The sequence below is a fragment of the Desulfobacterales bacterium genome (assembly GCA_029211065.1).
Lineage (GTDB): Bacteria > Desulfobacterota > Desulfobacteria > Desulfobacterales > JARGFK01 > JARGFK01.
The window spans coordinates 13,835-38,688 of record JARGFK010000025.1 but is presented as its reverse complement, the minus strand read 5'-3'; the positions used below and the strand labels follow the sequence as shown (position 1 = coordinate 38,688).

Genomic DNA, 24,854 nt, shown 5'->3' with positions numbered 1-24,854 from the left:
TGCTTTAGTCCCAGGTCCAAGTTTTATATCCCGCACCCAATCAATTACTGGAAAACATATGCTGTACAGGTTGGATCCCGAAAGTTGCAGGGTGATAGGTTTCGATAATTTCCCTTACGTAGTTGCCTGTTTCGGTGTCGCGTTCGTCCAGGTTAATTATTTCCCTTTTTTTATAACTGCCTTCCCCCTCTTTTTCCAAGGTACAGACTAATGGCCTTTTGGAAAAATTCCTGCTGGGAGAACTGACAACCAAGGCCAGGTCGTCAGTGTCAAGCCTTAACAGGGTGCCGACCGGGTATACTCCAAGAATATTGATGAAAACCTTGATGAGGATGGGATCAAAGTCTTTGCCGGCATGATCCAGCATGTAGCCCAGGGCGCGGTCCGGACTTAGCAGAGATTTCCTGTAGGCCCGCGATGATGTTAAAGTATCATATTTATCTGCAATGGAAATAATCTTTCCAAAAAGGGTTAACGGTTTTTTCCAGTCGGCCCGGGGATAGCCGGACAGGTCATATTTCAGATGGTGCTCAAAAAGCGGCACCAGGATTCTGGCTTTGCTGTCGGGGGAGGCCTTGAGTTTTAACAACAGTCTGGCGCTGTTCAATGAATGCTCCTCAATCAATTTTAACTCACTGTCATCCAGCTTATCCTTTTTGTACAGAACTTCGTTGGGAATCTCAAGTTTTCCAAGGTCATGAAAAAGGGCACAAATGCCAAGACTTGCCAGAGTGCGACGTGAGAGGTTGATACGCCTGCCAAGGCACATGGATAGCATGGCAACATTCACCGAATGTGTGAAGGTGTAGTCGTCAAATACCCGGAGTGTGCTGATGGCAGCATAAACTTCGTCATCCTCGATAAGATTTGTCACCATGTCTTGGACGACCCGGACAGTTTTCCCTATACCGACCACACGCTTCTTGTCTTTAATCTTCTGGGCGACTTCATCGAGAGAGGCCTTGGCGTAAGTGTAGTCTTTTCTGGCCCTTTCCCACCGTTCCGCCTTGTCTTTGTAAGAGGTTTCCTGGTCAGCCTGTGGTTTTTCCGATTTCTTGACCAGTTCAACCCATTCTATATTTAGTTCAGCGAGGCGGTCTATGAGCCAGGTGAGAGGTTCCGGCTTTTGCCTGGACTGTTCCAGCAGGCGTAGGAAAGCCAGAATCTCCTCCGCAGAGACCTGCTTGACAGCTTCGAGGAAACGCACGCCTTCCAGTCCGCGGGTATCGAAATATCGTATAATGTTATCAAAAAGACTCTTTGTGTTTCTGCTGTAGGGGAGCTTTTCATCATCAATAAACAGCTGGTCATTGGAGATTTTGAGCGTCAATGATTCATTCTCCATGCAGTTGGATATGGATTCGGAGAATTTCTCAGTTCCTTGTATAACCAGCGTATGGTTATCACTGTGAATTCTTGCATTCTGGGTCAGGCTGTAGAAGTTTATCAGGAATTCTTCAAACTGGGAATGGGATCTGTATTTTGCAGCGTCAGTCATTGGTGTTTTCCATAGAGGGAACACTTATGGTCTTTGTTCTATCAAAAGCTTTCCTGATCACCTTGAATCTGCTTTCTGAAGCTGTCTGGAGAACATTCTTTGTTTCCGGAGTATCGAGCAATTTCAGGGCAATGGCTGCTCCCTCACGGAAAACAGGTTTCCCTGAACCCATAAAACTGTTCCATCTCCGGCTCAGGAGTATTCTGCTCAGGAACGGGACAGCCGTGTTTGAACCGCAGCGGCCAAGCGCCTTATAACAGGCAAGGATGTGAGCGGGATCCTTTTGAGCGAGATTTTCTCGCAAGTAGTTCAGCAGCAAGTTTTCCAGCACACTGGTTTTATGTTTTGCAAAAGCTGCCAGGATACAGGCGCGTATCTCTTTGCTGGGATCATCAATGAGTGAAAACAATTTTTGTGCGTATTTGGGGTCCCTTTCAACCAGCTCATTGATCGCTTTCCTGCGCACCTTGATAGAGGTGTGTCTACACATGTTGAAAAGAATTTCATTGACCCGGTCTCCCTGCAGGCAATTCAGTATGGCCAGAAGCTTGTCCCCCATCTCCGGGCCACGCTGTTCCGCTATTTTTTCAAGAGGCCCAATGTCACGCCGACTCAGGCGCACTATCACTCTCGAAAGCAACTGTTGTATCTTGAGCGAACTTCTCTGCATGATGACCGGCACCAGAAAAGGGATAACCTCCGGGGAAAAATAAAGAAGTGCCTGTTCAAGAGCCTCTAACTGTTTAAGTTTAATCTTTTGCAGATGCAGGAGCTTTTTGCCGATGATTTTAAAAATTTCAGGCCTGGACAAATCATGAAAAAAACGGCCGATGAGGGGGCTCTTCCAATCCTGTTCAGTTGATGTTTCCGGGGGGAGAAGCTGGTACAGCGACTGGAATAATTTGACCAGCAGATCAAACTTTTCCAGCTCAATGGTCTCAACAGCCACTTCCGAGATGAACCCCAGAACCGCGGTAAATTTTTCCTGTTCGGTCTGGTTTCTAAGAATGATCAGCAATAATTCAAAGAGGTCATCTGTAAAATTCCAGCTTTCTTCTTCCTTAACCATTTGCTGAAGTATTTTGTAATCGGTATTGGACAGCTCCAGTTGGACAGCACTGATCGATGGGTCGGCAATACTTTTGGCATAAGTTACCTCGCCGTCCGATTCTGCCGGTTGCTGGGACTGGTCCGTTTTATTTTGATCAGCGATTTCTTCCGGCTGAGGCGCGGGGGGGGGGAGCTGGGAAAAATTCATTAACAGCAAGTCCTGCCAGAAAATATCCACCGCCTTGAAATCTATATATTCAAGTTCTTCATCCATCAGAGCAGTGACGATATCTCCCTCGGTTTCCTCTGCGAACAATTTGTATTTATTAGCTATTTTAAATAAGGAGGCGATTCCCTCGAGGGAGAGGCCCTCTTGAAACTCAATCCATTTGATTCCGTCACGATAAAGCAGGGTGAGGATGTCTTCAGAGGGGGCCTCCTGTGAAACTTTATAGATGATTTCAGACTTGCAAAGAAGACGGTCTTTTTCAACAGTCAGCCGCAGATCTCCATGGCTTGTGAAAAAATGGTTGAATGCAGCAACAAGGTTTTCAAGGGATTTTATAGTGGATTCATGATCCTCAGGATACAGGCCGTAATTCTTCCACGCCAAAATAAAAATGTTGATTACCTGCCTGGCATCCTGCAATTCCTTGCCCGAAAGGGATTTTGGTGCTGGAATTTCGTGCTGTTCTTTTGTATTCACTTTTTCCACTAAGCCAAGAGAACTATTGAATGCTTCAGGGTTACATTTCTTAAGAATAAAATATTGCTGTTGACAAGGGGATTATAGAATGTCCCTCTTTACATTGGTTTGGGCCAAGTTTATATCCCATTGTTAATGCGGTTTAAATACCGAAGGACCTGTTTAGATTCTTGACAAAATTCTACAGCAAATCCATTCGCATCACTCCGAATAATTTTACCGAAAACCCTGATTGCTCTTTTGCGGCCGCCAAGCATAAAATTGAGAGAAACCTCATTCCCAACCGATTGAGGCTTCTTCGATGTTATGAATACACCGCCGGCACTTATATTTTTAATAAAATCCGTAAAGATTTGATCTCCAACAACAAAGGCAGAGGGAATAGATTCCGCTTTCCGCGAATACTGCCTGTAACCGGCTTGTTGGCTTTCAATATAGTTCAAGAGATGTATTTTCTGATCTTCAGACATCTCTTTGATCAGACCTATCAATCTTTCTCCGACGCCGACTTCATTCATTTGGATATTCCTTCTTCATTAACAGGTTTTTTCTTGTTTCTGCGATTCCAGATGATCATATCAATGGAACATTTCTCCAGAAAGTTCCTCGCATCTGGTATACGTCTTTAAAGCTACGGATAAAGCCAGAATTTTTCATCGAGCGGGGCTGCACAGAAATAAAAAAGTTGGTGCCTGGGGTGAGAATTGAACTCACACAGCCACTAAGGACCGAGGGATTTTAAGTCCCTTGCGTCTACCTATTCCGCCACCCAGGCACAACCTTAGCTGATGCGGTGCTTGTATCTGTAATGGTCAAATTTGTCAAGCATCCAAGACGGTTTGATTGTTTAAAACTCGCATTTTTTCGATCCAAAATTTATATTGAAGATTCCCAGCAGCAAGCTGAGAGGTATTGGTTTTGGCCGGGCTTAAAAAATAATCAGGTTAAAGCGCCTCTGTCCTAAATGCATGCATGACCCCGTGGCAGCGGCAGGCCGTGCTCAGCAGAACGGAATCGTTTTCTGAGGCAACCGTCTTCAGTGCCTGAAATAAAACTGCGGGGCTGTACCCGCCGATGCCCGGTGCAAGCTGCAGGCTTTTGACCACCATCGAGCGAAATTCCGGGTGCGCAATGTTTTCCAGAAACCGGTGCAGAATCTGCGGCCGGGGTTTACCGGTATGGGTGCAGATGTCATCCGGTTCCGGGCAATTCCAGGGGCATATAAACGTCGCATTGGTCATATAGGCCTGTCCGTCGGCGCCGCGGATCGGGTTCGGCAGCTTTTCAAAGACTTCGGGCGGCACTGCCACCGGCCGGATGCGATGGGTTTTTTTCAGTTTCAGCCGCATCCATTCATAAGTCACATGCACCGGAATCATGGGGACAATAAAGTCTGGGCTCCTCCCCTCTTTTAAATTTTCAAAAAGATAGTCCACGCCTTCCCGGCAGATAACGGTGAAAGCGGAACTGTCCATCTGCGCACAGGCTTTTCCGGAAGAATTGATCAGGACAATACCGGCCCGGGGGTATTTTTGGCGCAGGGACTCGGCCGCCCTCCGGCCAAGCCGACCGGCACCGAGGATCCAGATTTCTTGAGACCGTTTCATGGTTTTTGTTCTATCGTTTTCATTGACGCTGTCATGAAATCCCCCTGCCCCCCTTTTCCAAAGGGGGAAAATGCCCGACGCCTGCTCCTGTCCCTTTCCGCGTCCCAGCCTCCAAACTTCCTAGCCTCCCAGCTTCATAGCCCGATAGCCTATGATCCTTTCACTTGAACCTTCGAATCCTTGAAACCTGAATCCTGCCTTTTGAATTATATTTTCCGCCGCCGGGTATTGTCAAAGGCTATTTCTTCTGTTAACTTGTTGCCATGCAACCAACTATCCAACCAGCGCCCCGGTTGATTCTGGCATCCGGTTCGCCGCGACGCCGCTATCTGTTGAAACAGGCGGGGCTGTCTTTTTCCGTCATCCCCGGTGATTTTGATGAAAGCAGCATCGCACCGACAGAGCCGGCCCTCTATGTCCGGAAACTAGCGGAAGCAAAAGCCCGCAACATCGCCGTTCAATATCCCCAAAGCTGGGTAATCGGCGCAGACACGATCGTACTTATCGGCAACACCATCCTGGGGAAACCCGCCTCCAAAATGGAAGCCCGGACCATGCTGAAGCACCTCAGCGGCAAGACCCACCAGGTGCTGACCGGATATACGATCCTGTGCATCGCCAAGGAACGCTCTTTTTCGGAAACCGTTCAAACCGATGTCTGTTTCAAAGAACTGACCGATCAAGAGGTCGAATGGTACATTCATACCGAAGAACCTTTTGACAAGGCCGGGGCATATGCCATCCAGGGGCTGGGGACATTTATCGTAAAAAGTATCAACGGATCCTATACCAATGTGGTGGGGCTGCCGGTTTGCGAAGTAATCTCCTGTTTGATACAGGAAGGCGTACTTGGCTTTGAAAACAATAACAGAACACATTCAGCATCAGTATAAAATTGAACGACATCAAACAAAATCTGCAAGAGATAAAAGAGCGTATTCGAAAGGCCGCCAAAAAAAGCAACCGGGACCCTGAATCCATCCGTCTGGTGGCTGTCAGTAAAACCGTACCGGTTGAAACCATCCAAAAAGCGATTGAGGCCGGTGTGACGATTCTGGGTGAGAGCTATATCCAGGAAGCACGCTCTAAAATCAGCGCGGTATCGCTCCCTCCCGCTTCGGCATCCTGGCATTTTATTGGCCATCTCCAGACCAATAAGGCCGGGTATGCGGTTCGGCTGTTTAGTCTCATCCATTCGGTGGACTCTTTGAAATTGGCCCATGCGCTGAATCGGGAAGCCGGAAAGATAAATAAAATCCAAGCCATTCTAATCCAGGTGAATATTGCCAAAGAAACGACCAAGTCGGGTATCGCAGCCCAAGAAGCCCGAAAACTGATGGCTGAAATCGGCTCTCTCCCCAACCTCAAAGTCAAAGGGCTGATGACAATGCCCCCCTGTTTCAACAATCCGGAAAAGGCCCGCCCCTATTTTGATGATCTACGGTCGTTAAGCGAGGCGCTTCAAAAAAATATAAACGCGGATTTAGCGCCAAACATATCCATGGACGAACTCTCCATGGGGATGTCCGGCGATTTCGAAGTGGCCATTGCCGCCGGTGCGACCATGGTACGGATTGGAACCGCCATCTTTGGAGAACGAGATTGAAAATACTGCTCCACACCTGCTGCGGCCCCTGCAGCATCTATCCCTTAAACACCCTTCGCACGGAGGGGTTCACCATTATGGGTTATTTTTACAGACATAATATCCATCCCTATCAGGAGTGTCTGAGACGGGAGGAAACCCTGAAAGCCTATGCCCAAAGGGTCGATCTTCGGGTTATATGCCAGGAAGGCTACGACCTGGAGGGATTCATCCGAAACATGGCCTTCCGGGAAACAGAACGATGCCGCCTGTGCTATCACGAACGCCTCATTGCCACGGCCCGGATCGCCCAAAAGGGCCGGTTTGACTACTTCACCAGCACCCTTTTATACAGTAAATTTCAACAACACGACCTCATCCGGACTGTTGGAGAAGCTGTCGGCAAAGACGTCGGCGTCCCCTTCTATTACTACGATTTTCGCAAAGGCTGGAAAGAAGGCGTTGCCGAATCCAAACGGCTGAACATGTACCGCCAGCAGTATTGTGGGTGCATTTACAGTGAGAAGGAAAGATATTACAGGCCACTAGCTGAATCATCTGCAAACAAAAAAGAGTCTTGCTGATATATCATATAAGGTTCGGATTGAATGTTCAGTAATTTTATCTATTTTATTGTTGTGCTGCTTATCTATACCACGCACCAGCCGCCGGAAAAGGCCGCCTTTGCTTTTTCTGAAACCGTTTTATTTTTTGCCGGATTGTTGGGAATTTTCATTTTCCTGACAAAGCTGCAGTTTCAAAGACTTGAAAAGCGGATTTCAACCGAAAACTTTTCAAATCTGGATCACAGATTCAACACCCTGCTGACGCGCCAGTCCATCATGGCGATCGTCCTGTTTGCCATTGACATCTACGGCTTGAATTTGTCGTCGTTTACTGCCGACATCACCGTTTTCAGAGCTATCCCGACCCTCCAGGCCGTTCTTTTTATCGGGTTGTTTGTGCTCTATATGGCGGTTGTTTGGGCCGGCGCCCATGGGGCCTACCAGAAGTTATACCTCAACACCGTGACCCGCCGGTCCTATATTCTGTCAAACATTTCATTTTCCATTCCCGTACTGCTGCCGTGGCTGCTGCTATCGGGAATCGCCGACCTGATCAACCTGCTCCCCTTTACGATCCCCAAACAGTTTCTCGCAACCCCAACCGGCGAGGTTATCTATTTTTTATTCTTTCTGTGTGCGGTCGCTTTGCTGGGACCGGTCATGATCCAGAAATTCTGGAGATGCACGCCGCTGGAAGCGGGCGCCACCCGGGAGCGAATTGAGAACCTGTGTCGACAAACAGGCATAGGGTATAACAATATTCTATATTGGCCGATTTTCGGCGGCAAAATGATCACCGCCGGCGTGATGGGGCTGGTAACAAAATTCCGTTATATTCTGGTGACACACGGCCTGCTGCGTCTGCTGGAGCCTGAAGAACTTGATGCGGTCATCGCCCATGAAATCGGCCATGTCAAACAAAAGCATCTGTTATTTTATCTGTTTTTTTTTGCGGGCTACATGCTGGTGTCATACGGCACCTTTGACCTGCTGGTATTTGCAATCATCTACGCAGAACCGGTCTACCGGTTTGTCCACGAATACGGCTTTAGCCAGGCTTCAGTAACGGCAGCGCTGTTCAGCATCGTTATCATCCTTAATTTCGTGATCTATTTCAGATATATATTCGGATACTTTATGCGTAATTTTGAACGCCAGGCCGATACCTATGTCTATGCAGTTATCGGAAACGCCCAACCGTTGATCCGCACCCTTGAAAAAATCGCCCTAACCAGCGGACAACCGCCGGACAGACCCAACTGGCACCATTTCAGCATTACCGAACGGATCGCTTATCTGAAAAAATGTGAAAATGACGGAAACTGGATCCGGCGTCACAACCGCAAAATCAAAAAAAGTATCGCCGTCTATCTGGCGGCGGTACTGCTCATGGGCGCATTGGGGTATCATTTGAATTTTGGAAGTGTCGGACAGAAGCTGAACAATCATTTTTTTGAAAAAATCATTCAGCGCGAACTCCAGAAAACACCACATAATCCGAATCTATACCGCATGCTGGGGGATTTATACTACAGTCGCAAAGACTACGAAACGACCATACGGGCATATGAAAACGCACTGGGGCTCCGGCCCGACAATCCGGAAGTATTGAACAATCTCGCGTGGTTGTTCGCCACTTGTGATGATCCGAACTACCGTGACCCGCAAAAAGCGCTGAGACTGGCGCAACAGGCCGCGACCCTATCTCCGGCAGCGCATATTATGGACACGCTGGCTGAAAGTTTTTATGTGAATGGAAAATATGCCGAGGCCGCACAGGCGGCCGAAAGGGCGCTGCAACTCGCCCGAACCAACCGATCTTATTTTGAAGATCAGCTGGAAAAATTTCGTACGGCCGAACGGAAGGCTAAAGGATTTTGACAGACTGAAGGCTGAAGACCGAAGGCTTTTAGGAAAGGGAATATAGACTGGAGGCTGAAGGATTTTAGGAAAGGATATGACAAACTTTTTGAAAGATGAGTTTGAGGGTGACAGTCAAATACACATGCGAAGGGCTTGTTGCACCCCTGTAAAGGGGCTGAATGATTATACATACCAACCGGAGAAACACTGAACATACAAGTTATTGTTTTCCCTTAAGTGGGCAAAAGCCAAGTATAACTTGGTTCATCAGTATTTCTGGATGGTTATAAGGTTAACGAATTTCATTCTCGGAGTTATTCAGCCTTCGGTCTTCAGTCTTCAGCCTTCAGTCGTCAACCTTCAGCCTAACCCCCTGCCTATTTTATACAAACCTTGCGCACCTGCAGCAGGTCGCAGAAACCGCCGAATATTTTATCAATTCCGTCCTGTTTCAGGGTCCGCATGCCGTCTTTGATGGCCTGGCCGCGCAGATCTTCCATTTTCGCTTTTTCCTGGATCAGTTTCTTCATTTCATCGGTGCCCATCAAGAGCTCGTGCAGTCCCATTCGCCCGGCATATCCGGTATTGTGGCACGCGTCACATCCTTCCGTCCGGTTAATAGTAAAATCATCGTTATAGGGGATATTCAGATTCTTTTCGAAATCCTCTTTGCCATACTCCCGGACCAGCTCGTCGTATTCTTCCTTGGAGGGATGGTACGCTTTTTTGCACTTTTTACACAGGGTCCGCACCAGGCGCTGGGCCAGAATGCACAGAATCGCATCGGCAAAATTAAAGGGATCCATGCCCATGTCCAGCAGGCGGGTTATGCTTTCCGGTGCGCTGTTGGTATGCAGGGTTGAAAAAACGAGGTGACCGGTTAGAGAGGCTTCGATGCCGATATGGGTGGTTTCCTTGTCGCGCATTTCACCCACCATGATGACATCGGGGTCGGCCCGCAGAAACGCCCGCATGGCCGCGGCAAAATCAAACCCGATTTTCGGCCGCACCTGCACCTGCCGCAATCCCGCCTGGGTGATTTCAACCGGATCTTCGGCTGTCCAGATCTTGGTCTCGGTCTTGTTGATATACCCCAAAGCGGAATGGAGTGTTGTGGTTTTTCCGGATCCGGTGGGCCCGCAGACAAAAACGATCCCATAGGGTTGTGTAATCACACTGATGAAGTTATCGTAGTTCATTTTGGAAAAGCCCATTTTATCCAGCGGAATCGGTTCGCCGGCAGCAAGGATTCGCATGACGATATCCTCCATGCCGCCCTGGGTCGGAATCGTGGCCACCCGCAGTTCAATGTCCTTTCCGCCGTATTTCTTGAATTTAATCTTACCGTCCTGGGGTTTGCGGCGCTCGGCAATGTCCAGATCGGACATGATTTTAATACGGGATACCACCGCGTTTTTATAACTGAACGGGATGGTCTGATAGACCGAGCAGGCGCCGTCGATCCGGATGCGAACCTGTGTGCTCTGTTTTCCCGGGTAAGGTTCAATATGAATGTCAGAAGCATTGCGTGCGTGGGCATCTATAATAATCTTGTTGACCAGCTGAACAACGGCGCTGTCCTGTTCATCCAGGGAAGATTCCGCATCTTCAATTTCCTCGGCTTCCGACTGAAGCTGAGACAGGATGTCGTCAATTGCCGCCAGTTCTTTTTCGTCGTGGGTAAAAAGTTTGATAAAGTCAAGGATGTCGGATCGCAGGGCCACGAAAAAAGATAAGCCTTTGCCGGGAAAGAGAGATTTAATCACATCAATTTTCTGGAGATCATGGGGATTGTCCACCGCAATGACGACTTTTCCGTCCTCGGTGCGCAACGGCACCCAAATATTTTTGCGTAAAAAAGGAATTTTCAAACTGGCCAGCAGCTCCCCGGGAATCGGCATGGTCTTGTTAAATTCCACAAAGGGAACATTATAAAACTTGCTCAACGATTTGCCGATATCCTGCTTGGCTATTTTATACTCCTTGATTAAAAGAGATTCCACCGACTCTTTTGCCCTCCGGGCATCCCCGATGGCCGAATCCAGTTCCTTTTGGGTCAGGATGTGATTTTCAAGCAGGTAATCAAATTTAGTAGCTTTGGCTTTGGCCATGCGTTTCTGGTTATACAGCGCAATGCCCAGAATTTTGGCCAGCTCCTGGACGGCTTCTTCGTCCAGCTTGGTAAATGAACCGCCGTCAGACCGGTTGATAAGCTGGATGACCCCCAGCAAATACTTTTTGAAGATGATTGGAAACGCCAGCACCTGCTTGGTTTTAAATCCGGTTTTTTTATCCCAGCTCCCGTCGAATTTCAGTTCCGGGTCAATGGATGCCAGTTCCTTGGTGTCATAAACATTTTTGATATTGATCAGTTTCTGTTTATACGCCGAGTTCCCCGCAATACTGCTGGATGCAATCGGAATCCGTATCTCACCAATCTCATCTCCGGACTTAAAACGTGAAACCAGTTCCCTTTTGATCCCGTCGACAACATAAACCGTTATTCTTTCGGACTCAAAGAGGGATGTAATTTCATCTTTCAGATCGATTAAAATTTCATCCAGGTTTTTAGCAGCATAAATATCATTGCAGATCTGCTGCAGTTTTTTTCGATACGCAACCTCGGATTTAAGTTGTCGATCGTCCGTTGAATTTGCTTCTTGCAACATGGTAATCGCCATCTTGTTTACCTCAGTTATGATTGATAAAATTTAGGTATCGGCATTTCCATCTCTATTTTTTCGGGTGTAATTAAAAATTTTTTGGGCACCGCCGCTGACCAGAAGAATTCCCAGAAGATAGAAGCTCACCCGGATGAAAACCATGACGCCTGCAAATTGTTCGATCTTTTCAATCTTGGGCATCACATAGGGGATCCTGAAAAAGACCCCGATTCCGGCAAGAACCAATGCGATGCCCCACACGAGTTGAACAAGAGTTCTGGTTTTCAGCACATGCGCATCCCGACAAGCAATTAAACGTATTAAAGGCCGACGCTATTTGTATATAGCTTTCTATGCTGCTGGTGTCAAATAATTAGCAGATATGAATCGTTCCGGTTTTGAACGAATGTCGTTGCAGATAAAGGACTTTATAAAAACAACGCATTCCCAATTTGTGTCTTTGGGATTAGCGATTATGACTTAAGTATTTAAAATGATTATAATGAATCAAAATTTCCTGTCAAGGAAAAACATTATTTGCTCAGCCCGCCCTTGAAATCAGGCTTTCGTTTTTCAAGAAACGCACGGGTTCCTTCTTTGGAATCCGCGCTGGCCATGCAGAGTGCAAACCCATCCATTTCCATGGTGCAACCGGAAGCAAGGTCGACATTCATGCCGTTGTCAATTGTCTCTTTGGCTGCCCGAAGGGAGACTTTCCCTGTTAATGCGATCATTTTTGCTGTTTTAAGTACTTCATCCATTAAGGATTCTTTCGGACAGATTTTATTCACCATTCCGATTTGAACGGCTTCACCAGCAGAAATCATTTTGCCGGTAAATATCATCTCCTTTGCCATATTTTTACCGATCAGCCTGGGGAGCCGCTGGGTGCCGCCGAACCCGGGCATCAGGCCCAGGGTGATCTCGGGCAGACCAAACATCGCATTTTCCGAAGCATAAATAAAATCACAGGCGAGCGCAACCTCGCTGCCGCCGCCCAGGGCATAGCCATTGACGGCTGCAATCACGGGAATCGGCAGCGCCTGGAGTCTGTTAAACGTATCGTGGCCTTTTTTGGAGAACAGTTTGGCTTCCAGGGAATTAAAGGTTGCCAGTTCGGTTATATCCGCGCCCGCAACAAACGCTTTGTCCCCGGCTCCTGTGAGGATCAGAACTTTTATCGCCTCCTTTTGCGCAATTTCATCCAGTGCGTGGGACAACTCATCCAATAATTCGCCGTTCAGGGCGTTCAGGGCCTTGGGCCGGTTAAATGTGATGGTGGCAATTGCTTCATTCATTTCAAATAGAATATGTTGATATGTCATTTGTGATACCTCCCTTGGGGATTTTGCTTTCATCAAAGGGCCAGTTGTGTCCAACGGATTGTCATCGATTACTTCATTATCATTGCAGTCCGTGTCCGAGGGATAAAACATCGAAATATTTTTGTCAATTTACTTTTTCATTGATCGCGGTCAGGTATATGGCTGCTAAAATCAACACGCCGCCGATCACTTTCATCCAGGTCAGGCCCTCATCAAATATAACATAAGCCAGGAGGGTGCTCCCGATGGGTTCACCCAGCAGGCTGACGGCAATCAGACCGGTGCTGACCCATCTCAGTGCCCAGTTATAACTGGTGTGACCCACCAGCTGCGTAAAAAGCGCCATCGCACCAAAGGCCGCCCAGGTTGAAGTGCTGAACCCGCTGACCGGCAGCTGCATCAGCAGGACAACGAGCCACAGGATAGCAGCAGCGCTGCTATAACAGACGAATATATACGCAAGCAGGGACAGTTTTTGGCGAAGTCTTCTCCCCAGCAGCAAATAGATCGCGGCGCAGACACTGCCCATGAGCGCCAGAAAATCTCCCCACAGGGCGGAATTCCCGGTGACAATATCACCGGCCCCAATGATACCGACCCCCGCCACGCTGATAGCGATGCTGAAAAAAGACGCCCGGTTCATCCGTTCTCCGGTGATCACGGGTGTCATTAATGCGACCCAGATGGGATTGGTATTCACCAGAACGACACTATTGGCCACCGATGTATGATCGAGGGATGAAATCCATGTTGCAAAATGAAGCGCGAGAAAAGTACCGGAGATAATTGACAGGCCGACATCCTTTCTGGAGAGATGACAGATCTCCTCTCTGACTTTCCAAAAGGCCAGGGGCGACAGGATCATGGCCGCCAGTCCGACCCGATAAGCGGCTATCACAAGGGCCGGCGCCTCTGCCAAACGCGCGAAGATCGCACCGGTTGAGACTGCAATGACGCCGCTGATGAGCGCAAAATAGGGGTGGACCCGGGGCCCTGAATTTGCGTTTTTTGGAATCATCCTTACTGTACACCCTAAAATTGTATTTTGTCTGAATCTGGTCTTAAAAATGAAATGAGCCGTCATCAGGATCATCATAACCCGGTATTGGGATATAAAAATCAAAACCAGATGTCAACGTGCATTGTCAGGGATCCGGTCTTTGTAAGATAATATTTTGGTCATGCAAAAAGCGTCTGAATTAGCAATAAAAACGAATATTGAACCCATGCCGGAGGTCGATTCAGGCCAGGCCCCCATTCATACCGCCACCCTGCTCTGGCTGCTGCTGCTGGTCATTTTGTGGGCGGCTAATGCGGTAGGGGTCATGATCCTTTTTTTCTTTTGCGGGGCCGTGGTATTTGAAAATTTCGATATCCATGCGGTAAAACTTGATGCATGGCTTTCGCTGGCTTTTCAATCTCTGGCCATCAGCGTGTTCAGCTTCATGTCCTGGCAATATCTGATTGTTCGGCATAATTCCGCCAGCATATCGGTATTCTTTTTTGCCACACCCCTGTTCGGGATGCTCCTCGGGATCCTGCTGCTGAAGGAGGCCTTCGATCTGGGTTTGATTATCGCCTGTACGTTGGTGGGCTTCGGGATTTACATCGTCAACCGAAAATAAAAACCGGGTTATCCCCTGGCCTTACGGGTGCCTGAAGGGTCGCCATAGGCAGTGGGATTTGTTTCTTTAATGTAGATGCGGATCCCTTTTACGATCGCGTCGATCAGGTGGTCCTGGTATTTGGGATCGGTTAAGCGCTTGCATTCCCTGGAGTTGCTGATAAACGAGGTTTCGATCAAAATAGAGGGCATCTGGGCGCCCAGCAGGACGTAAAACGGCGCCTGTTTCACCCCTTTGTTTTTGATGCTGCTGTAGTTTGTTTTCATGTGGCTGTAAAGGGCTTCCTGGACGTGAACCGCCAGCCGGCTGGATTCATTTACCTTGGCATTGTGCATCAGGTCGTTCAGTATGGTCTGCAGATCACTGATGTTTTTTGTGGAAGTGGCGTTTTCCATTGCGGCCACGCGAATGGCTTCGTCGTCCGTCGCCAGATTTAAAAAATACGTCTCGATGCCATAGGCCCTTCGGTCCCTGACCGAATTGGTATGAATGGATATAAACAGGTCCGCATTTTCGGTATTGGCAATTGCCGTGCGTTCTTCAAGTGTGAGATCGTGATCTCCAGTGCGGGTCATCACCACTTCGCACCCCAGCTCTTTCCTTATTTTTTCAGCCAGTTTTTTAGCGATATCCAGCACCACATGTTTTTCATGAACCCCTCTCAGATATCCGGGTGCACCGTAATCCCGGCCGCCATGGCCCGGATCGATGACGATTCGGCGAACGCCCAGCGCCAGTTGTTTCGCCAGGGCGCTGACGGGAATCTTTTGGTCTTTGACAGCCGTCTGGGCAGGCCCCTTTTCCGCAACGGCGGCAGGTTCACCCTCCCCCCATATGTCCACGACAATCCGGAAAGGGTTTTTAAGGGAAAAGATCTTGTAGGTCTTAAACGATTTGATGTCCACAACGACCCGGACCGTATCCAAAGTATACTGACCGGCGCGGGCATCACTTAAAAGGTTGTCATTGATGGGAACAACCTTAGAAGTATCTTTGCCCAGCTTGCTGTTGTCCAGATCGATATATAACCGCTGGGGCTTTTGGATGCTGGGATCTTCATTGAGAAGCCGGTGGGTATAAGTTGATTCAGTGTCGGCGTCAATGACGATTCGGGTATAATTGGGATTGGACCAGAAGCGCAGGTTTGTCACCGTGGCTTTACCGTCTTCGGATGGGGCGATAATATCCGTGCCGGCATTCGTGGTTTCTTTCAACTTTTCAATGACTGCAGCGATATCATCCTTGGGCGCGGCCGGCGGAACGGATGCCGTCTCGACCGTGTTCCCAAGAACCGGAGTATCTCCTTTCGCGGGGGTCTTGCCAAGATTTTGTTCGGCCAGGACCTTGTATTCGCTGTCGGGAAACTGTTTGATGACGCGCTGGAAGATGTCAACAGCCTCTGCCTTGTCTGAAGACCGGAACGAACGCTTGTATAGCTCCTGATACAACTCCCCGATTCTAAAAAGCACGGCCGCGGCCCGGGGGGCGTTGGGATTTTCCTTGTAGGCAGCCTCAAACGCATCGATGCAACGCAACCAGTTTTCCCGGTATTTCATTTTGGCGGGGTTGCGCCGTAAATTGTCATAACAGGATTCGGCTCCGGCAAACTGTTTTCCGGTTTCAGCTTTTGGCTGCAACGGGGCCGGCTTCGGTCCCGCCCGGTCTATTTCGCGGATCTTCGCTTCCGCTTTGGGCTTGTAGCTGCTTCTGGGGAAGCGTTTGCTGACCCGCTCAAATATGTCCAGGGCTTCTTTGATATCCGACGTTTTAAACGAATACCGATACAGTTCCTGGTAAAGCTCCCCGGTTTTAAATAGTGCTGCGGCCGCCCAGGGACCATTGGCATCCTCCCGGTAAGCGGATTCAAACGCTTCCACACACCCCAGCCAGTTCTCCCGGTACTTCATCTTGACCGGGTTGTGTCGAAGGTTCTTATAGCAGGTTTCAGCTTTGAAAAACTGCTCCCTTGCTGTCAGTGAAGAGGCGGTCGCGGGCTTCAGAAAAAGAATCAGACCAATAAGTACATACAGGGTTATGACAGATTTTCTATTTAGCATTATTCATATCGTTAAACCACAGAAAGTCCGGTTCAGACAACCGTTTTGGCTTTTTCCTGAAGTTCATTCAAGGAAATCATGGCATCCAGCGGTGTCATTTTCGACAGGTCCAGTTTTTGAAGTTTTTCAACGATAACATGTTCCGGTTTGCGAAACAAATCGAGTTGTCGGTTTGTTTTTAGGTTTAGCGATGTTTCGTTGCCGGCAAAAATAGGGGATCCATTTAAATTGTGTTCGCCCTTTTCAATGTTCGCAAGAATTTTCTTGGCGCGCACAATAACCTGTGCCGGTATCCCCGCAAGCCTTGCCACCTGGATGCCGTAGCTGCGATTGGTTCCCCCTTCCACCAGCTTTCGCAGGAAAATTATCTCGTCGTTCCATTCCTTTACGGCAATGTTGAAATTTTTTACCCTTGGCTTCACCTGGGCCAGATCCGTCAATTCGTGATAGTGGGTGGCAAACAGGGTTTTTACCCCGACGCCATGGAGGTCATGCAGGTATTCGGCAACCGCCCAGGCGATGCTTAAACCGTCAAAGGTGCTGGTGCCCCGTCCGATTTCATCCATAATGACAAGGCTTCGGCCCGACCCATTGTTCAGAATATTGGCGGTTTCCTGCATTTCCACCATAAACGTGCTCTGTCCCTGGGAAAGATTATCCAGAGCGCCAACCCGTGTAAAAATTCTGTCCACAATAGACATCGAGGCGGTCAGGGCCGGGACAAACGACCCCATCTGGGACATAATGACCAGCAGGGCGACCTGCCTGAGCACCGTCGACTTGCCGGCCATATTGGGCCCGGTGATGATCAAGATCTGATTTTCGGTGTTGTCCAGCCGGATCGAATTGGGCACAAACCGCTCTGCGCTGATCATTTTTTCCACTACCGGATGACGCCCTTCTTCAATAAAAATGGCGCCGTCGGCATTAAATCGGGGACGGGTGTAATTGTTTTGATCCGCCACTTCCGCCAAACCCATCAAGCAGTCGGTCCGGGCTAAAAATTGTGCGACTATCTGGATTTCTTTATTATTTTTTACAACTTCAGCCCTGATTTCATTGAAGATTTCATATTCCAGGGAAGCCCTGCGTTCTTCGGCGCCCAATACCTTGGCCTCAAATGTTTTCAACTCATCGGTAATATATCGCTCCGCATTAACAAGCGTCTGTTTGCGAACATAATGCAGGGGAACCGACTTGGCCTGGGATTTAGGCACCTCGATATAATAACCGAAGACCTTGTTGTATCGGACTTTTAAGGAATTGATGCCGGTGGACTGCTTTTCTTTAGCCTCAAGTTTGGCCAGAAAGCTTTTGCCGTCACGGCTGATGGTCATCAATTCGTCCAGTTCGCTGTTAAACCCCATTTTGATGATGCCGCCTTCATTGATAACCGGCGGGGCATCTTCCAGGATGGCCTGTTCGATAAGATCCGCCAGTCGATAAAGATCATCCAACTGAACGTCAAATTGAAACAGTTCGGCGGTTAATTCCGCTAAATCACTGGTCAGCAGCGGAAGCAGGTGGAGCGAACGTTGCAGTGCCAGTAAATCCCTTGCGTTACAATGTCCCAGCGTAATTTTGCTTGAAAGCCGTTCCAGATCATAAACCGATCCGAGGGGGTCCTGCAGGGAGCGCCGCACCCTCACATTTTCTTTTATCTCCTGAACGGCATCAAGCCTGCTCTGAATCTCGTCCAGGTTCATCAGGGGATATCGCACCCAGTTTTTCAGCAGACGCCCTCCCATGGCCGTCAATGTCCGGTCGATTTCCGCGATCAGCGTCCCTTTTCTGGTCCCGGATCTGATATTCTTTATCAGTTCCAGATTTTGACAGCTTAATTCATCAACAAACAGATAGTTGTTCAATGAATAGGTTTCAATTCGGGAAATATGTTCAATCTGTTTTTTTTGGGTGTCTCCGATATAATAAACAATTGCGCCGGCAGCCTGAATGCCGGCTTTAATGGACTCACAGCCGAATCCCTCCAGCGATATGGTTCTGAATTGGTCCAATAGCCGCTGGCGGCTCCGACCATATTCAAAGATCGCATCATTTAAAAAAGTGATGGATTTCTCCGAAAAAGCCTTGAGCAAAACCGTGAAAAAAGGATCGGTTTGCGACGATTCCGGCAGCAATACTTCCCGCGGGGATATTCGCAGGGCCTCGTCCACCATGGCGGAGGCATCCCCCGACTCGGTCACCCGGAAAACGCCGGTAGATATATCTATGTAGGAAATACCGACTGTTTGTTCCTCCCGGGTGATTGACAAAACATAATTATTTGTTTTTTCATCTAATAGCTCGTTTTCGACGATCATCCCCGGCGTAACGACCCGGACCACTTCACGCTTGACCAACCCCTTGGAAACCGCCGGATCTTCCACCTGGTCACATATGGCAACCTTGAAGCCGCTTTCCAGTAATCGGGCAATATATCCCTGAACAGACCGGACCGGCACACCGCACATGGGAATCGGTTGATTATCTTTCTTGTTCCGGGAGGTCAACGTGATTTCAAGTGCTTTTGCAGCGACTTGTGCGTCCTCAAAAAACATTTCGTAAAAATCACCCATCCGGTAAAACAGGAGCGTATCGGCGTAATCCTCTTTGATGGAAAGATATTGCTGAATCATGGGTGTGATTTTAGATGGATTCATGGATTGTTAGACAAACCGATCGCAGATGGCGTCTTTTAAGCGGACGGATAAATTCTTTGCATAAGTCAAGTTCATTTACTTTCGCCGGTTTTCCAGTGGAAGAAAACCGGTAGCATGACGGAAAAACGAAATGCCGGAGGAATAACCTATCGAGGCCCTTTAACCGGTTAAGGATTTTCGGGAGTTGAATTCACTTCCGGGGGTTTCGGTCTTGTTCTTATCCTTTCGATCTCTTTATCATGGGAATCAATGGTTGTTTTAAGATTTTTGATGGTTTTGCGAAGTCGAAATCGTTCCGGCAGATTGGACAAATAGGCGACCAGGACTCCCGCCGCGAAAAAGAATAGAAAGAGGATGGCGGTGGGCAATGCCGGCAACGAATAATTTTTTACGATAAAGTTCAGGTTGATGGGCTGGGGCTGCAAAAAGAAATCAAGATTCGAAAAGAAAACAATCAGTATGAAACCGACAAGGACAATCCAAAAAAATGCTTTAATTTTACTCATTTTTTTTCTCCATGTTTTTAGATGGTTGCGTTTATTTTCTCAAAGTATGGCTTTAAATTGTTATAGGTGGACATCAGATGCTCCGGGATGACGCGAACCTCAGCAAAAACAGTAAACGCATTGGTATCTCCGAACCACCGGGGGACGATATGGAAATGCAGATGCGCTTCCACCCCGGCCCCGGCCACTTTTCCCAGATTCAGCCCCACATTGAACCCATCCGGATGCATAACTGTTTTTAAAACAGCAATGGATTGATCCACGGTTTGGAGCAGATCGCCCTTTTCACTTCTGCTGAGCTGTTCAAGACTGGAAAGATGACGGTTCGGGGCCACCAGCATATGCCCGTTAATGTATGGATATTTATTCATCACCACCAGAGTGGTGCTGCCTTTGTAAAGGGTCAGTTCATCCTGTTCGGAGATGGCCTTGCAAAATATGCAACCTTCATCCTTGCGTCCTTGGATATATTCCATCCGCCAGGGAGCCCACATGGTTTCCATAAAGGTACATCCCTATTTAAAAAAATAATTACCAAATATCCTAATCTTTTCAATTGTAAAACTCAACCCTTTTTTAGCCCAGCGGCACGATCTCAATGTCGCCCCACATGCCGATCTGTTCACCGATAATGATAACCAGGCCGTTGACGCTGCGTATGCGTTTTCCGAAATCAATGGCTTTTTGAATGTCTTTGCCGGACTTTACCTGATTGCATACCGATGTGGCGGCTGCATCCGCCAAAGCGCAGTCGCGGGAAATCACACACACCGCATCCGCCCTGCCGAAGCTCAAGGAATGTCCGACTGTTCCGGAAGAGGTACACACCCCCAGGGGTTTATCGTCCGGATAGACTTTTAGACCGATCTTTAAACTCAAAGGCGACTCTCCCGCGTAAATTGCAACGGTCCCCGGATCTTTTGTTTTTAAAAAAATATCTCCCCCGTTTTCAACAATTACTTCACTGGAATAGGATAAAAGGTCCGCGCCCACATGGGCGCCGATGGCGCCGGCCACCGCTGCCATCGGCCCCACCCCTGCCGCTTCCCCGGCTGCCGCCATATCCCTGATGATGAGGGGGGCCGGTCCGGGGATTTGCCAGGGAGTCAGTGTTCTAAGAAACTCCGGATACCTTTGACCGTAGGACTCAATGATGCCGCGATACCGAAGAACGAGTTCGGTTGTGGGTTCTTCAAGCCCGCCAAGGGCTTGAACCAAAAGGTCGGTTTCCTTTACTGCCACCCGGAACGAAACCAAACCCTTTTTGCTGATCAGGTTACGGTAGGTAAGTCTTTGCTGCATATTTATTCCAGCATAGAAAACATAGTTCTCGGGCCAGCTCAGCCTTCAGTTGCTCCGCCTTATCAAGTGCAAAGACTCTAAATCCGAAGCACGAAATCCGAAATCCTAAACAATATTTAATGACCAAAATTCAAATGATCCAAACGATAGGCATTTCTGACAGCGCAAATATGATTTCGTTTTTGTCATTCGTGCATTTGATATTTGAATTTGTTTCGAATTTCGATATTCAGATTTCGAATTTTACCTTTGGTATTTGCGTGAATAATGCTCTCTGAGCTTAGACCAAAGCCGGCCTCACTGGGGTCGGATAGTTACTCGCCCGACATCAGGACACCATCGTACTTATAAAATCCGATACGCCGGCCGCATATCCTCCGGACACAATCGCAGAAAATAGTGATCGGTCATACCGGCCATGAAATCCCTGACAATTTCCGCATGGGTGTGATTTGTCAGGTAGGTGTCGGAAATATCTTCAAGGAATTGGGTAAAAATTACCGACGAGAGGTTGCGATTTTTCAGATCGTTAAGATATCGATCAAAAAGCATTTCAAACAATCGCCGGATAATTTCCAAATGATTTTTTATTTTGGGGTTCAGATAGATGTGTTCTAAGTTAAACGCCTTTAACGCCTGCAGGGCTGTGGACACCTCCCCGCTGAAGGCCGTGTGGTTTTTTTCGAAACTGTTTGTGATGACATCCGTGACCAGGTTGTAAACGATGGTCCCATTCGTATTTCCCAGACGCTGAACACATTCCCGGGGAATATCAGATCGCTGAATCATCCCCAGCCGAATGGCATCTTCCAGATCACGACCGATGTAGCTGATGGTATCCGCCATACGGACCACGCACCCTTCCAGGGTCATGGGAATCAATTTTGTTCCGGGATTATCCTTTTTGTATATAATTTCTTTTTCAAGTAATTCAAAAGTCTTATACTTTACTGGTTCAAGTTTTTGATCATGTATTTCGCCGTCATGGCAAAGGATGCCGTCAAGGGTCTGGAGGCATAAATTCCACCCTCTTCCCTTTCGTTCAACCTTGTCCAGGAATTGAACACTCTGGAGGTTATGATGAAAATTCCCGATGCCGTGCCCATGGCACAATTCCGCTAAAATTCGTTCGCCGTCATGCCCGAAGGGGGTATGGCCGATATCGTGCGCAAGGGCGATGGCCTCGATCAGATCCTCATTTAATCCTAAAAAACGGCCGATGGTTCTGGCAATCTTTGATACCAGTTGAACATGAAGCACCCGGTGGGTGATGTGGTCATTTTGGATCAGATAAAAGACCTGGGTCTTGTCAATATAACGGGTATAGGCCAGGGAATGCAGAATCCGGTCCGCATCCACTGAGAAAGCCTGTCGATACCCTCTTTCCAACTGGTCTTCCGGACGGCGCCGGACCGCCTGAGAGCTGTAAGCCGCATGAGGGGACAACGTCCTTTTTTCCCGCTGATTCAAACTTTCATGAATTTTCTCAAGATCGACGTCCATTGTTAAATTTCTCCATTTTCTATCAGACTCTCCATCAGTTTGTTATAATCGATACCTGCCTTTCGAAACCCTTCCTTGCCGTATTTCATATTGGCTTCAAGGACATAGCAACGGCCATTAAAGCAACAGATATCGATTCCCACATCATCCCAGCCGCACTTTCCGGCACAAGTCAGGGCAAGGTCCAGGGCTTCTTGGGGAACCCCTTCCAGGCTGACGGTTGCGCCGGCGGCTAAATTGCTTCGAAATTCACCGGGTCCGGCAATGCGCCAGTAGCTATGGACAATCCTTTCCCCGATGACGACAATCCGGATATCTCTATCGATGGGAAGATATTCCTGTATATAGGCGACGGTTGTTAACTGATTGTATGCCAGCAGTTCCTGCCTGTTTTGAATCAGATAGACCCCCCTTCCCATTGCCGAACCCCGGGGAATTTTTGCGACAAAAGGAAATTTGAAATAATCCAGAATCTTTGACTTCTGATGGTTGCCGTAAAACACCCGGGTTTTGGGATGGGAAATTTGCAACAGTTCAAAGAGGGCTGTCTGTTTGATCTTGTCCTGAACGCATTTGTAGGTGTGGTAGCTGGGAAACGTTGATTTTCCGGCAGAATTAAACAGATCGGCATAAAAAGTAGTCGGATAATAAATTTTGGCGGCAGCCCGTATCAAGGCCGCTTCTTCCGGGTTGTAATCCGAAAAATTGGGGCGCACCCCCAATGTCAGCACATTCCGGCACCCCTTGAGACGATTTTCAAAGGCGATCACTTGATGTTTCTGACTCATAAGATTCAGATGACAGACGTTCCCCTTATTTGGGTGATACCGTCAGAATTTAACCGTTGAACAGACATGTGATCCTTTCCATGCTGCGCTCGATATGACTCCCTGGCCAGTATACCCGTTGACACCTCCGGCAAAATTTAAAAACATCGTGCGTTTCCCAAATATAATCAGGTACTTTTCCATGCAAATGCGCTTTATCAACAGAGATGATGGCCGAATTGCAGCAAATACATCTGGAAAACGGCTTGATGGATTCAGCGGTCATGCCGACCGCCTGGATCACTTCACCGAGTTGATCCCAATAATGGTCGGTCCGAATCACAACACAGGCATTGTCGGTCCGGCTCTGTCGGCAGGTTTTCCGGCGCGTCAGAAGCAGGCGTTCCGGCTCTAAACCACTGAAATAACCTGCCGGCAAATCCGGTTCAAATAAGGTGTCAAATCCAAGAATACGCAACCATTTTGCAAGCCTTCCCAAAGTCTTCTCGGCTGCAAAACACAACGCCATCGGATCGCCCCCTTCTGTGTTTCGCTAACGAAAACCTGATCATCAGTACCAAGGCAGCGTTCAGTGGCGCTGACCAATGTATTGAAAATACTCCAAAGACGAATCACTAAACCCGTCTTTTTTCAAGGCGATAGCCGCAAATCCCAAACAATATCGAATGATCAAAACAAATCCACCGTCGTTATGGAATGAAAACTTTCTTGATTGTTTTGTGCCTTTGAGCATTCGAATTTAAGCTTTTTTTTCGGATTTCGGATTTAACCTGTTCAGGGCGGCGCTAACACAAATATTGACGGCAACAGGGGGACGTCAGTCCAGTATTTATCGATTTCTAGCTCAAAGCGATTTCCTTCCGTGTCGGAAACCATTATCTTTGCCGGCAATTCAAATTCATTGACATGTTGTTTGCCCTGGAAAACCGTCCGGTATGACAACTGATCCGAAGCCCCGTATATTTCAATCTGTAAAACTGAGCGCTTATCTGTGTCCAGGTAAATTTTCTCAGTAACGCCCCGCCATTTTTTCGACAAGGTCAGAATATATCCACGGCCGGACTCATCCGCCGTTAATTCAGCCGTATGGTGCTCCCGGATGGGCAGGCGGGCCGTTAAAATGGAAATGATGTCATTGGCTGAAATCGGAATTGAAACGAGTCGTTGCAGGGTCGGATTGTTGGACGGTTTTTTATAAAATTCACCGTCTGCGTGGGAAATCAGATAGAGATACTGTCCATCGGTGGACAGGCTCACCATTGGCTGACCGGCCGGATTCATCACAGCGATTCGCAGCTTGTCCGGAAAGGTCCCAACCCAAGCGGCCCGGGTGGACAGGACGCGCCCCTCCTGCCATACCTTAAACCGGCCGGTCCCTTTGAAGGTCCAAAGGGTGTGGTTTTTTGCGCCGAGCGCAGCAACCAATTCCCGGGCTTCCGCCAATTCGGCGGCCTTTTTTGCGTCAACCGGTTTATGATCAACACCCGCACAGGCCGTTAACAATAAGGCTGTCAGAAACATACCCGCCCACACAATGGCTTTCATCTGAC

General features: G+C 48.2%; 22 protein-coding genes and 1 tRNA gene. 5 read left to right on the top strand and 18 right to left on the bottom strand.

The features are described from left to right. Positions 1–40: 40 nt before the first annotated feature. The 5 genes from P1P89_07680 to P1P89_07660 form a co-directional block, all read right to left on the bottom strand. On the bottom strand, positions 41–1,498 hold the full coding sequence (locus P1P89_07680) for an HD domain-containing protein (protein ID MDF1591375.1): 1,458 nt from the start codon (positions 1,496–1,498) through the stop codon (positions 41–43). Then, positions 1,491–3,254, bottom strand: a complete 1,764-nt coding sequence (locus tag P1P89_07675) for a HEAT repeat domain-containing protein (protein MDF1591374.1) — start codon at positions 3,252–3,254, stop codon at positions 1,491–1,493. Before P1P89_07675 ends, P1P89_07680 begins: the two co-directional genes overlap by 8 nt. Before the next feature lie 119 nt (positions 3,255–3,373). After that, entirely contained in the window at positions 3,374–3,772 is a 399-nt protein-coding gene (locus tag P1P89_07670; GenBank protein ID MDF1591373.1) for a PilZ domain-containing protein, read from the bottom strand. Positions 3,773–3,940: 168 nt separating this feature from the next. After that, positions 3,941–4,029 (bottom strand) — tRNA-Leu (locus P1P89_07665). 169 nt (positions 4,030–4,198) lie between these two features. Further along, positions 4,199–4,861: a potassium transporter gene (locus P1P89_07660; protein ID MDF1591372.1), complete on the bottom strand. Its 663-nt coding sequence runs from the start codon at positions 4,859–4,861 to the stop codon at positions 4,199–4,201. 263 nt (positions 4,862–5,124) lie between these two features. On the opposite strand from P1P89_07660, the gene P1P89_07655 reads away from it, so the two are divergent. Genes P1P89_07655 through P1P89_07640 form a run of 4 tightly spaced genes read left to right on the top strand, consistent with a single transcriptional unit; the run spans position 5,125 to position 8,893 of the window. After that, positions 5,125–5,754, top strand: coding sequence for a Maf family protein (locus tag P1P89_07655; protein MDF1591371.1), 630 nt, complete (start codon positions 5,125–5,127; stop codon positions 5,752–5,754). A 2-nt stretch (positions 5,755–5,756) separates the two neighbouring features. Then, positions 5,757–6,467 (top strand): YggS family pyridoxal phosphate-dependent enzyme, encoded by a 711-nt coding sequence (locus P1P89_07650; GenBank protein MDF1591370.1) that lies wholly within the window; start codon positions 5,757–5,759, stop codon positions 6,465–6,467. After that, complete coding sequence (locus P1P89_07645; GenBank protein ID MDF1591369.1) at positions 6,464–7,030, top strand: epoxyqueuosine reductase QueH; 567 nt, start codon at positions 6,464–6,466, stop codon at positions 7,028–7,030. The genes P1P89_07650 and P1P89_07645 overlap by 4 nt, the downstream gene beginning before the upstream one ends. Positions 7,031–7,054: 24 nt before the next feature. After that, positions 7,055–8,893: a M48 family metalloprotease gene (locus P1P89_07640; GenBank protein ID MDF1591368.1), complete on the top strand. Its 1,839-nt coding sequence runs from the start codon at positions 7,055–7,057 to the stop codon at positions 8,891–8,893. A 359-nt stretch (positions 8,894–9,252) separates the two neighbouring features. On the opposite strand, the gene P1P89_07635 is transcribed toward P1P89_07640, so the two are convergent. From P1P89_07635 to P1P89_07620, 4 genes are all read right to left on the bottom strand, one after another. Continuing rightward, positions 9,253–11,556 (bottom strand): GspE/PulE family protein, encoded by a 2,304-nt coding sequence (locus tag P1P89_07635; protein ID MDF1591367.1) that lies wholly within the window; start codon positions 11,554–11,556, stop codon positions 9,253–9,255. A 30-nt stretch (positions 11,557–11,586) separates the two neighbouring features. Next, positions 11,587–11,829, bottom strand: a complete 243-nt coding sequence (locus tag P1P89_07630; GenBank protein MDF1591366.1) for a hypothetical protein — start codon at positions 11,827–11,829, stop codon at positions 11,587–11,589. A 242-nt stretch (positions 11,830–12,071) separates the two neighbouring features. Then, positions 12,072–12,863 (bottom strand): enoyl-CoA hydratase-related protein, encoded by a 792-nt coding sequence (locus tag P1P89_07625; protein ID MDF1591365.1) that lies wholly within the window; start codon positions 12,861–12,863, stop codon positions 12,072–12,074. A gap of 124 nt (positions 12,864–12,987) precedes the next feature. Beyond that, complete coding sequence (locus P1P89_07620) at positions 12,988–13,881, bottom strand: DMT family transporter (protein ID MDF1591364.1); 894 nt, start codon at positions 13,879–13,881, stop codon at positions 12,988–12,990. 208 nt (positions 13,882–14,089) lie between these two features. Here P1P89_07620 and P1P89_07615 point away from each other — a divergent pair, with 208 nt between their 5' ends. Beyond that, complete coding sequence (locus P1P89_07615; GenBank protein MDF1591363.1) at positions 14,090–14,488, top strand: EamA family transporter; 399 nt, start codon at positions 14,090–14,092, stop codon at positions 14,486–14,488. 8 nt (positions 14,489–14,496) lie between these two features. Here P1P89_07615 and P1P89_07610 read toward each other — a convergent pair whose 3' ends face one another. The 9 genes from P1P89_07610 to P1P89_07570 form a co-directional block, all read right to left on the bottom strand. Further along, positions 14,497–16,545: an N-acetylmuramoyl-L-alanine amidase gene (locus P1P89_07610; protein ID MDF1591362.1), complete on the bottom strand. Its 2,049-nt coding sequence runs from the start codon at positions 16,543–16,545 to the stop codon at positions 14,497–14,499. A 32-nt stretch (positions 16,546–16,577) separates the two neighbouring features. Then, entirely contained in the window at positions 16,578–19,205 is a 2,628-nt protein-coding gene (mutS, locus tag P1P89_07605) for a DNA mismatch repair protein MutS (protein MDF1591361.1), read from the bottom strand. Positions 19,206–19,372: 167 nt separating this feature from the next. Beyond that, a complete protein-coding gene (locus P1P89_07600) occupies positions 19,373–19,711 on the bottom strand; it encodes a LapA family protein (GenBank protein ID MDF1591360.1) in 339 nt (112 codons plus the stop codon). 17 nt (positions 19,712–19,728) lie between these two features. Further along, positions 19,729–20,214 carry an HIT domain-containing protein gene (locus P1P89_07595; protein ID MDF1591359.1) on the bottom strand — a complete coding sequence of 162 codons (486 nt, stop codon included), beginning with the start codon at positions 20,212–20,214 and terminating at the stop codon, positions 19,729–19,731. A gap of 73 nt (positions 20,215–20,287) precedes the next feature. After that, complete coding sequence (locus P1P89_07590; protein MDF1591358.1) at positions 20,288–21,013, bottom strand: UPF0280 family protein; 726 nt, start codon at positions 21,011–21,013, stop codon at positions 20,288–20,290. 345 nt (positions 21,014–21,358) lie between these two features. Continuing rightward, on the bottom strand, positions 21,359–22,516 hold the full coding sequence (locus tag P1P89_07585) for an HD domain-containing protein (protein ID MDF1591357.1): 1,158 nt from the start codon (positions 22,514–22,516) through the stop codon (positions 21,359–21,361). 2 nt (positions 22,517–22,518) lie between these two features. After that, entirely contained in the window at positions 22,519–23,304 is a 786-nt protein-coding gene (locus tag P1P89_07580; protein MDF1591356.1) for a RimK family alpha-L-glutamate ligase, read from the bottom strand. Between the two features lie 49 nt (positions 23,305–23,353). Further along, on the bottom strand, positions 23,354–23,812 hold the full coding sequence (locus P1P89_07575) for a Mut7-C RNAse domain-containing protein (protein ID MDF1591355.1): 459 nt from the start codon (positions 23,810–23,812) through the stop codon (positions 23,354–23,356). Positions 23,813–24,078: 266 nt separating this feature from the next. Continuing rightward, on the bottom strand, positions 24,079–24,849 hold the full coding sequence (locus P1P89_07570) for a DUF4292 domain-containing protein (protein MDF1591354.1): 771 nt from the start codon (positions 24,847–24,849) through the stop codon (positions 24,079–24,081). Positions 24,850–24,854 lie beyond the last annotated feature (5 nt).